Annotated in this window: 15 protein-coding genes; all 15 read right to left on the reverse strand. The window is 43.5% G+C overall.

The window, feature by feature from the left end:
- Positions 1–23: 23 nt before the first annotated feature.
- The gene (gene rplE, locus J7R13_RS04815) at positions 24–581 is read right to left on the reverse strand and encodes a 50S ribosomal protein L5 (protein ID WP_208437706.1); all 558 of its coding nucleotides are present in this window, start codon (positions 579–581) and stop codon (positions 24–26) included.
- Positions 574–888, reverse strand: coding sequence for a 50S ribosomal protein L24 (gene rplX, locus J7R13_RS04820; protein WP_208437707.1), 315 nt, complete (start codon positions 886–888; stop codon positions 574–576). Before rplX ends, rplE begins: the two co-directional genes overlap by 8 nt.
- A gap of 12 nt (positions 889–900) precedes the next feature.
- Positions 901–1,269 (reverse strand): 50S ribosomal protein L14, encoded by a 369-nt coding sequence (gene rplN / locus J7R13_RS04825; protein WP_004859184.1) that lies wholly within the window; start codon positions 1,267–1,269, stop codon positions 901–903.
- A gap of 146 nt (positions 1,270–1,415) precedes the next feature.
- Positions 1,416–1,655: a 30S ribosomal protein S17 gene (gene rpsQ, locus J7R13_RS04830; RefSeq protein WP_208437708.1), complete on the reverse strand. Its 240-nt coding sequence runs from the start codon at positions 1,653–1,655 to the stop codon at positions 1,416–1,418.
- 11 nt (positions 1,656–1,666) lie between these two features.
- On the reverse strand, positions 1,667–1,867 hold the full coding sequence (gene rpmC, locus J7R13_RS04835; protein WP_208437709.1) for a 50S ribosomal protein L29: 201 nt from the start codon (positions 1,865–1,867) through the stop codon (positions 1,667–1,669).
- 12 nt (positions 1,868–1,879) lie between these two features.
- Positions 1,880–2,293 carry a 50S ribosomal protein L16 gene (gene rplP, locus J7R13_RS04840; RefSeq protein WP_004859191.1) on the reverse strand — a complete coding sequence of 138 codons (414 nt, stop codon included), beginning with the start codon at positions 2,291–2,293 and terminating at the stop codon, positions 1,880–1,882.
- Between the two features lie 36 nt (positions 2,294–2,329).
- Positions 2,330–3,040 carry a 30S ribosomal protein S3 gene (gene rpsC / locus J7R13_RS04845; RefSeq protein ID WP_208437710.1) on the reverse strand — a complete coding sequence of 237 codons (711 nt, stop codon included), beginning with the start codon at positions 3,038–3,040 and terminating at the stop codon, positions 2,330–2,332.
- On the reverse strand, positions 3,040–3,429 hold the full coding sequence (gene rplV / locus J7R13_RS04850) for a 50S ribosomal protein L22 (protein WP_208437711.1): 390 nt from the start codon (positions 3,427–3,429) through the stop codon (positions 3,040–3,042). Before rplV ends, rpsC begins: the two co-directional genes overlap by 1 nt.
- 2 nt (positions 3,430–3,431) lie before the next feature.
- Positions 3,432–3,710: a 30S ribosomal protein S19 gene (gene rpsS, locus J7R13_RS04855; RefSeq protein WP_004855734.1), complete on the reverse strand. Its 279-nt coding sequence runs from the start codon at positions 3,708–3,710 to the stop codon at positions 3,432–3,434.
- A gap of 15 nt (positions 3,711–3,725) precedes the next feature.
- Positions 3,726–4,559 carry a 50S ribosomal protein L2 gene (rplB, locus tag J7R13_RS04860; RefSeq protein WP_208437712.1) on the reverse strand — a complete coding sequence of 278 codons (834 nt, stop codon included), beginning with the start codon at positions 4,557–4,559 and terminating at the stop codon, positions 3,726–3,728.
- Positions 4,560–4,581: 22 nt separating this feature from the next.
- Complete coding sequence (locus J7R13_RS04865) at positions 4,582–4,875, reverse strand: 50S ribosomal protein L23 (protein WP_208437713.1); 294 nt, start codon at positions 4,873–4,875, stop codon at positions 4,582–4,584.
- On the reverse strand, positions 4,872–5,492 hold the full coding sequence (rplD, locus tag J7R13_RS04870; protein WP_208437714.1) for a 50S ribosomal protein L4: 621 nt from the start codon (positions 5,490–5,492) through the stop codon (positions 4,872–4,874). Before rplD ends, J7R13_RS04865 begins: the two co-directional genes overlap by 4 nt.
- Entirely contained in the window at positions 5,492–6,235 is a 744-nt protein-coding gene (gene rplC / locus J7R13_RS04875; protein WP_208437715.1) for a 50S ribosomal protein L3, read from the reverse strand. The genes rplD and rplC overlap by 1 nt, the downstream gene beginning before the upstream one ends.
- Positions 6,236–6,262: 27 nt before the next feature.
- Positions 6,263–6,571, reverse strand: coding sequence for a 30S ribosomal protein S10 (rpsJ, locus tag J7R13_RS04880; RefSeq protein WP_004855744.1), 309 nt, complete (start codon positions 6,569–6,571; stop codon positions 6,263–6,265).
- Between the two features lie 65 nt (positions 6,572–6,636).
- On the reverse strand, positions 6,637–6,749 hold a 113-nt coding region (locus tag J7R13_RS04885; RefSeq protein WP_017196482.1), incomplete at its 5' end, for an EF-Tu C-terminal domain-related protein.

A 6,749-nucleotide genomic window follows, 5' to 3' on the forward strand; every position in this document is an offset into this window, starting at 1 on the left:
ATTCTACCTCGCTACACTTGCCGTTACGAACGAAAAGGAAAATTAAAAGCACGCAACAATTCACGCGCCTCATCATCTGTTTTCGCTGTCGTACAAACGATAATATCCATGCCCCAAATTTGATCAACTTTGTCATAGTTAATTTCTGGAAACACAATGTGCTCTTTAATACCCATAGCAAAATTGCCACGACCATCAAAACTTTTTGGATTCAAACCACGAAAATCGCGAACCCGCGGAAGCGCGATCGTAACAAGACGATCCAAAAACTCAAACATACGATCTTTACGCAACGTAACTTTAGCCCCAAGTGGCATTCCTTCACGAACCTTAAAGGTTGCGATGGAATTACGCGCACGGGTCACAACCGCTTTCTGACCTGTTATTAACCCCAAATCCTCAGCAGCAATAGATGGTTTTTTAGAATCGGCGGTTGCTTCACCAACCCCCATATTAATCACAATTTTATCAACCCGCGGAATTTGCATTGCATTCTTATAATTAAACTTCTCTTGAAGAGTTTTACGAACCACTTCAAAATAATGCATCTTCATGCGTGGCGTTTGTTTTTCCTCAGCCATTAATCAACTCTCCCGAACGCTTGGCAAAACGAACCTTATCACCATCTGCATTCACACGAAAACCCACACGCGTAGGCTTACCATCTTTAGGATCAGCAATCGCCAAATTAGATAGATGAATCGGAGCTTCTTTAGAAACAATTCCAGCTTCTTGTTTTTGCGTTTGGCGCTGATGACGTTTAATCATATTAACCCCACGAACAAAAGCCTTGTTCTCCTTCGGATTCACCTTAATTACTTCACCACTACATCCTTTATCCTTACCGGATAAAACAACAACTCTATCACCTTTGCGAATTTTTTGCATACCACCCACCCCTTACAACACTTCAGGAGCGAGCGAAATGATCTTCATATGATTCCTACCGCGAAGCTCGCGGGGAACTGGTCCGAAGATACGCGTACCGATCGGCTCTTTCTTATTATCCACTAAAACAGCAGCATTGCCATCAAAACGAATAACACTACCATCTGCGCGACGAATATCCTTAGCAGTACGAACCACTACAGCTTTCATCACATCACCCTTTTTAACACGGCCACGAGGAATAGCATCCTTGACCGAAACAACAATAATGTCACCGACCGAAGCATATTTTCGCTTTGAACCGCCTAACACTTTGATGCACATGACACGGCGAGCACCGGAATTATCGGCAACGTCGAGGTTTGTTTGCATCTGAATCATGACTGGCTACCTTCTCTTAATACTTACATCCGGTTATGTCTTTACATACCCAGATTTGCCTGCCAAATAACGAAAAAAACATTGCCCTTAAATCTACCAACGGAAAAAAAACCACTGTTAAATCTTAAAACAACAAACTTAATTAGCTACGCTACACTGCCTTTAAAAGCAGTCCAACGCTTATCTTTCGAAATTGGTCTAGATTCCTGAATAGAAACCTGATCCCCAATCTTGAACTGGTTACTCTCGTCATGCGCTTTATACTTTTTAGACTGTCGAACAGTCTTTTTGAGAAGTGGATGAGAATAACGACGCTCCACTTTAACAACCACAGTCTTATCGTTCCTGTCACTAACAACAACACCCTGCAAAATGCGTTTAGGCATCACTTATTTCCTTAAGCCTTACTTTCGTTTATCTTCTGGCGAAGAAAAGTTTTAACACGCGCAATGTCACGACGAACTTGCCTAACACGTGCAGTCTTTTCCAATTGCCCCGTTGCTTTTTGAAAGCGCAAATTAAACTGCTCTTTCTTTAACTTCACCAACTCATCTTTCATTTGGTCGAGCGTTTGCGCCCGTAAATTTGTGGCTCTCATCGCTTAACCTCTTTATTCAGCAATACGCTGGATGAAACGTGTCTTTATAGGCAACTTGGCAGCACCCAATCTCAGTGCTTCACGCGCTACATCTTCAGGAACCCCATCAAGCTCAAACATGATACGTCCAGGCGCAACACGAGTTGCCCAATAATCCACACTTCCCTTACCCTTACCCATACGAACTTCAGTTGGCTTAGATGTAACCGGAAGATCCGGAAAAATACGAATCCACACGCGACCAGAACGCTTCATATAACGTGTAATCGCACGACGGGCCGCTTCAATTTGGCGGGCGGTAATCCGTTCTGGCTCAACAGCCTTCAAACCGTAAGCACCGAAATTCAAATCCGTACCACCCTTCGAGACGCCGTGAATACGACCCTTGAATTGTTTACGGAACTTTGTGCGCTTTGGCTGCAACATTGTTCTCTACTCCAAACTTTAGTTCAATCAAAAAAACTAAGCATTTTCGCGGCGACGATTCGACGAGGAACCAGAATTATCAACTTCCGTAGCACGACGCTCCGAAGCCATCGGATCATGCTCAAGAATTTCACCCTTAAAGACCCAAACCTTAACACCACAAATACCATAAGCAGTCTTAGCCTCTGCTGTACCGTAATCAACATCAGAACGCAAGGTATGAAGCGGAACACGACCTTCACGATACCACTCCATACGAGCAATTTCAGCTCCACCAAGACGACCAGAACAATTGATACGAATTCCTTCTGCTCCAAGACGCATAGCTGACTGAACAGCACGCTTCATCGCACGCCGAAAAGCAACACGACGTTCCAACTGCTGAGCAATCGATTGCGCTATAATCGTAGCATCAATTTCCGGTTTACGAATCTCCACAATATTCAATGAAGTCTCAGCATTTGTCATCTCCGAAAGCTTACGACGAAGCTTTTCGATATCAGCACCTTTTTTACCAATAATCAATCCAGGACGTGCCGAATGAATTGTTACACGACATTTTTTATGGGGACGCTCAATAACAACCTTAGAAACAGCTGCTTGTTTCAACTCCTCAAGCACATACAAACGAATTCTTAAATCCTCATGAAGAAGACGCCCATATTCACCACTATCAGCATACCAACGAGAATCCCAAGTCCGGTTAACTCCAAGACGAAGTCCTATTGGATTGATCTTCTGACCCATTATGCGGCCTCCACTTTTTCGGTAACTTCACGAACAACAATAGTAAGATGCGAAAACGGACGTTCAATCCGACTAGCACGCCCACGACCGCGAACATGAAAACGCTTCATTACTATTGACTTACCAACATAAGCTTCTGCAACAACGAGCGAATCAATATCAAGATCGTGGTTATTCTCTGCATTTGCAATTGCTGATTCAAGAGTTTTTTTCACAGTCCCAGAAATACGTTTACGTGAAAACGTCAAATCAGCTAACGCCACATTCACTCTTTTACCACGAATCATCGCAGCAACCAAATTAAGTTTTTGCGGACTAACACGAATTGTCCGTGTAACAGCTTTTGCCTCATTGTCCTTAAGCTGGCGCGGAACCTTAGCTTTTCCCATTACTACTTCCTCTTCGCTTTCTTGTCTGCACCATGCCCATAATAAGTCCGAGTGGGAGCAAACTCACCAAACTTATGTCCAACCATCTCTTCAGAAACAGAAACAGGAATATGCTTATTACCGTTGTAAACACCAAAAGTTAAACCAACAAATTGTGGTAAAATAGTAGAGCGACGACTCCATATTTTAATAACTTCATTACGTCCACTTGCACGTACCTTCTCTGCTTTTCCAAGAAGATAGCCGTCAACAAACGGACCTTTCCAAACTGAACGAACCACTTCAGACTACCTTTCTTATTTCTTGCGCTGATGACGCGTACGCATAATAAACTTATCAGTGGCTTTATTGGAGCGCGTACGCTTACCTTTCGTAGGTTTACCCCAAGGAGACACCGGATGACGCCCCCCTGATGTACGCCCTTCACCACCACCATGTGGATGATCAACTGGATTCATAGCAACACCACGAACATGTGGACGCCTGCCACGCCAACGTGACCGCCCCGCCTTACCATCATTAATATTTCCATGATCCGGATTTGAAACAGCACCAACAGTTGCAAAACAGCTACTAGATACTAAACGCTGCTCTCCAGAATTAAGACGAAGAATAGCCATCCCTTGATCTCGTCCAACCAACTGTGCGTAAGTGCCAGCTGAACGTGCAATCTGACCACCTTTTCCAGGTTTCATTTCAACATTATGGATAATCGTACCCACTGGCATATTACCAAGCGGCATAGCGTTACCTGGCTTAACATCAACATTAGAACCAGCTATAATAGCATCACCCACACCAAGACGCTGTGGCGCAAGAATATAACTCAACTGCCCATCCTCATAACGAATTAACGCGATAAAAGCAGTGCGATTTGGATCATATTCTAAACGCTCAACTTTTGCAGAAATATTACGCTTAAGACGCTTAAAGTCAACAAATCGATAGCTGCGTTTATGACCACCACCCTGAAAACGAGCAGTAACACGACCACGATTATTACGGCCACCTTTTGATGACAAGCCCTCAGTGAGAGTCTTTACAGACTTACCCTTATAAAGACAAGAGCGATCTACAATAATAAGTTGACGTTGCCCAGGCGTTGTTGGATTAAAGTGCTTAAGTGCCATTATTCTTTATCTCCGAACCTCTTTAAAGACCTGCCGAAACGTCGATAGACTGCCCACTGGCCAACGTCACGATCGCTTTCTTAACATTACTCTGCCGACCAACAATGCCTTTAAAACGCTTCACTTTACCCTTACGGATTATCGTGTTAACTGCTTTAACTTTAACGCTAAAAAGCGCTTCAACAGCAGCCTTAATTTCAGGCTTTGTCGCTTTCGACGCGACATTAAACGCAACCTGATTATACTCAGAAATCATAGTCGACTTTTCAGTAATAACCGGACTAACAATTACATCATAATAGCGAAGATCTGTCATTTAAAACGCTCCTCAAGAAACTCGACAGCTTCTTTTGACAAAACAAGTTTGCTGCGACGTAAAATATCATAAACATTAATTCCTTGAATTGGTAGAATGTCAATATTAGGAATATTAGATGCTGCACGAGAAAAATTAATATCAATCTCTTTACCACCAATTAAAAGAGCATTATCAAAGCCAAGCTTAGAAAAATAAGAAACAAGCATTTTGGTTTTAGCATCCTTAACGCTCAGCGCGTCAACAACAATTAAATCCTTTGCCTTTAATTTTGCTGATAAAGCAAGGCGCAATCCAAGTGCGCGAATTTTCTTAGGAAGGTCATGCGCATGACTACGGGCCACCGGACCATGCGCCTTACCACCGCCTCGAAACTGTGGTGCACGAGCAGACGAGTGCCGCGCACGCCCAGTTCCTTTTTGTTTAAACATCTTTGCCCCTGTTCGAGATACATCAGAGCGCCCCTGCGACTGGTGAGTTCCTTGCTGACGACGTGCAAGTTGCCAACGAATAACACGTTGTAAAATATCCTCACGAGGAACAAGACCAAAGATAGCTTCAGAAACCTTTAACTTACCAGTCTCATTACCATCAAGAGTTTTAATTACAAGATCCATTACTCGGCTCCCTCAGCTTCAGAAGCTTCCATCACTACCGGAGAAACCATTTCAGTTTTCTCCTTTACAAGACAACGAATACCAGCAGGTTTCGGTACATTATCAGGAAGAGGTTTCTTTACGGCATCCCGCACTAAAATCCAAGAGCCTTTGGAACCAGAAACAGCACCACGCACCAAAATTAAACCACGCTCAACATCTGTGGAAACAACCTCTATATTCTGTGTTGTTACACGGACTTGCCCCATATGACCAGCCATTTTTTTACCTTTAAACACTTTACCTGGGTCTTGACACTGTCCTGTCGAACCATGAGCACGGTGTGTAATTGAATTGCCATGAGAAGCACGATGTCCACCAAAGTTATGCCGTTTCATAACACCCGCAAAACCTTTACCGATACTCGTACCTGTGACATCAACTCTTTGTCCAGGAACAAAATGTTCCACTGTAATTTCAGTACCTATATCAAGAAGATTATCGGGGCTCACACGAAATTCCGCTATCTTAGCTTTTGGTTCAACGGAAGCCTTAGCAAAATGTCCACGAAGAGCTCGCGAAGTATTCTTAACCTTAGCAAAGCCTACACCTAATTGAACAGCAGTATAACCATTCTTTTCAACTGTACGCTGAGCAACAACTTGACAGTTCTCCAAACGAAGTACTGTTACCGGCACATGCTCACCAGCTTCATTATAAATACGGGTCATGCCCAGCTTCTGTGCTATTACACCTGAACGCATCGGGTCTGTTCCTTCTGTCCTCAAACCTCAGAGCTTAATCTCTACATCCACACCAGCAGAAAGATCGAGCTTCATAAGCGCATCCACTGTTTGCGGTGTTGGATCAACAATATCAAGAAGACGCTTATGTGTACGCATTTCAAACTGCTCACGGCTCTTCTTATCGATGTGCGGCCCGCGATTGACCGTAAACTTCTCAATTCGCGTTGGAAGCGGAATAGGACCACGGACATTTGCACCAGTACGCTTGGCAGTCGACACAATCTCACGTGTCGATGCATCAAGAATTCTGTGATCAAACGCTTTCAAGCGAATACGGATATTCTGACTGTTCATGCTCTTTTATTTCCCTGTCATGTAAAGCGCCTTTAACAACTAAAGACGCTCTCAACAACCATTATTTATTCAATGATCTTAGAAACGATTCCTGCACCAACAGTACGACCGCCCTCACGAATAGCAAAACGAAGTTTCTCTTCCATGGCAATTGGAACAATCAAAGAAACATCCATCG

Origin of the sequence: Bartonella taylorii 8TBB (genome assembly GCF_902825155.1) — a bacterium.
Lineage (GTDB): Bacteria > Pseudomonadota > Alphaproteobacteria > Rhizobiales > Rhizobiaceae > Bartonella > Bartonella taylorii_A.